2 protein-coding genes are annotated in these 1,359 nt (G+C 37.0%); both read left to right on the top strand.

All coding sequences use genetic code 11. The features are described 5' to 3' along the window. On the top strand, positions 1-709 hold a 709-nt coding region (locus tag FJM74_RS22060; RefSeq protein WP_206684093.1), incomplete at its 5' end, for a hypothetical protein. 99 nt (positions 710-808) lie between these two features. After that, positions 809-1,291, top strand: coding sequence for a hypothetical protein (locus FJM74_RS22065; protein WP_187264815.1), 483 nt, complete (start codon positions 809-811; stop codon positions 1,289-1,291). The last annotated feature ends 68 nt before the right edge of the window (positions 1,292-1,359 follow it).

Consider the following 1,359-nt stretch of genomic DNA (forward strand, 5'->3'; position numbering starts at 1 on the left):
GTTATGCGTAACCATAAAACGACAGACAACAATGTTCGGACTATTTAAAAGGACAAGCTGGAAAATTGAAGGAAAGGCACTGGATTTTTTCCGACAAGTTTTTTCGCAATTACCTGCCGACTTTAAATTTTTAGTTGACGGGCTTGAAAAAGGTCTTTATAGACGCTTTTCTGTAAACCACGCAATGAAAGGGAATTTCTATTCAATTGGCTTTGACCCATCACAGTCAGACAAATCAATGACCAAGGGAAAGCAGTTTGAATTGGAAAACATTATTATTAAACAAGACGGACAAGCATCCCCGCTAAACATTACAATTTATGATGGACTTTGGATAGGCTTTGAAATTGAAAAAGGTATTTTGGACTTCAACAACTTTCAAGTTGACTTATCATCATTTAAGAAAAGTAAAAGCAAGTTTTCTGCAGACACAAAAATTGAAAAACTTGTTAGCAAACTGACTTGTGACCAACTTGACCTGACCAACCTGGGAGCATTTGATATTGAAGGCAAGACTTACTACCAAATAAAAGACCTTGAAGACGGTAACTACATAGCCATTGACGACAAAGGACAAGTATTCGGATTAACCCACCACCCATATAGAATTGAAATGATAAATAAATCTGTTCGACAATTTGCGGACGATGTGAATAACGGGACCTTTGACTTTGATAAATATCTAAATGGACAAAATGGATACGCATAACAAAAGCTATAAGTCATGGCGCGCACAGTTGATATTTAATTTTTATATTTTGGTGTGCCGCCACGCCTTATAGCTAGACGTTGGCAGGAATAAATAATTATGAATTTTGAAACTGAAATTAAAAAGCTAGTTGATGCTTATAGCCAGAATGAGGAAGGCATTAGCGGGTTCAGACATTCTAAGCTCTTCAAAATGTATGATTATTATTTAAAGTATGGTTTCCCAGAAGAACGGTCTATGGTAGAGCTTTCTCTTGTGCCAGCGCACTTTCAGGAAGCAAACTACGATGGAATTCATTGGTCAGGTCACTTTGAAGATTTAGGACATCTAACTAATAGTTTTGAAGTTGACTGTATGTTCCACAACAAAGGAAAAACAAGAAAAGAACTAACACCTTCCGAATTTGAGCAGTACATGAAGTTCTCCTACAAAGCAATTGATGCCGCATTAGATAGGAACAGAAGTAAAACTGCGAGTAATTCAATATCAAAGGCAGAATTTGATGAACTACTGGAAGAGATTGAAAAGAAAGAGTTAAAATCAAAAAAGAGTTTTTGGTCTTGGTTGGTGGGGAAAGCATAACTTCTGCCAACCATGTATATACTACATGCTTCGGCTAAGGCCTCGCAAGTTGCATATACCACCCCGTT

Origin of the sequence: Pontibacter beigongshangensis (genome assembly GCF_014332515.1) — a bacterium.
GTDB lineage: Bacteria > Bacteroidota > Bacteroidia > Cytophagales > Hymenobacteraceae > Pontibacter > Pontibacter beigongshangensis.